General features: G+C 65.4%; 1 protein-coding gene. It reads left to right on the top strand.

Annotation, left to right across the window (positions count from 1 at the left end):
* A partial coding sequence (gene ccsB / locus DID99_RS36705) for a c-type cytochrome biogenesis protein CcsB (protein ID WP_124668733.1) occupies positions 1-1,020 on the top strand: 1,020 nt, incomplete at both ends.

Here is a 1,020-nt window from a genome sequence, read left to right as displayed (position 1 = left end):
CGACGACCGTCCGTTCCTCGCGCGCCTGTCGGTCATCGACTGGCTGTTCGCACTGGCACTCGTGGTCGGCGCGGGCTATGCGTTCGTGCATTACAACGAACACATGAATTACTACGACAAGGCGGTGATGATCGGCACCGTGCCGGCGCTCGTCGTGCTCGGCTGGCGCTGGAAGCCCGCGCGGCTGATGATGGCGTCGATCGCCGCGCTCTCGCTGCTGTCGATCCAGATCTACCAGGGCGATCTCGCGCGCGCCGATGCGGCGTTCTTCCTCAAGTACTTCCTGTCGAGTCAGTCCGCGATCTTGTGGATGAGCGCGCTGTTCGTGCTCGCGACGATCTTCTACTGGATCGGTCTGCTCGCGCGCTCGGAGTCGGGCGCCGCGATCGGCCAGAAGCTCACCTGGGTCGCCGTGCTGATGGGCTTCACCGGCCTGATGGTGCGCTGGTACGAGTCCTACCTGATCGGCGCCGACGTCGGGCATATCCCGGTGTCGAACCTGTACGAAGTGTTCGTGCTGTTCAGCCTGATCACCGCGCTGCTCTACCTGTATTACGAAGGCCACTACGGCACGCGCGCGCTCGGCGCGTTCGTGCTGCTGGTCATCAGCGCGGCCGTCGGCTTCCTGATGTGGTACTCGGTCGCGCGCGACGCGCAGCAGATCCAGCCGCTCGTGCCGGCGCTGCAGAGCTGGTGGATGAAGATCCACGTGCCGGCGAACTTCATCGGCTACGGCAGCTTCGCGCTGTCGGCGATGGTGTCGGTCGCGTACCTGATGAAGGAGCGCGGCGTGCTCGCCGATCGCCTGCCGACGCTCGAGGTGCTCGACGACGTGATGTACAAGTCGATCGCGGTCGGCTTCGCGTTCTTCACGATCGCGACGATTCTCGGCGCGCTGTGGGCCGCCGAAGCATGGGGCGGCTACTGGAGCTGGGACCCGAAGGAAACCTGGGCGCTGATCGTGTGGCTCAACTACGCGGCCTGGCTGCACATGCGCCTGATGAAGGGCCTGCGCGGCGC

It is taken from the genome of Burkholderia sp. Bp8986 (genome assembly GCF_003854225.1).
In the GTDB taxonomy this organism is placed as follows: domain Bacteria; phylum Pseudomonadota; class Gammaproteobacteria; order Burkholderiales; family Burkholderiaceae; genus Burkholderia.
This window is presented reverse-complemented; position numbering and strand designations above follow the sequence as displayed.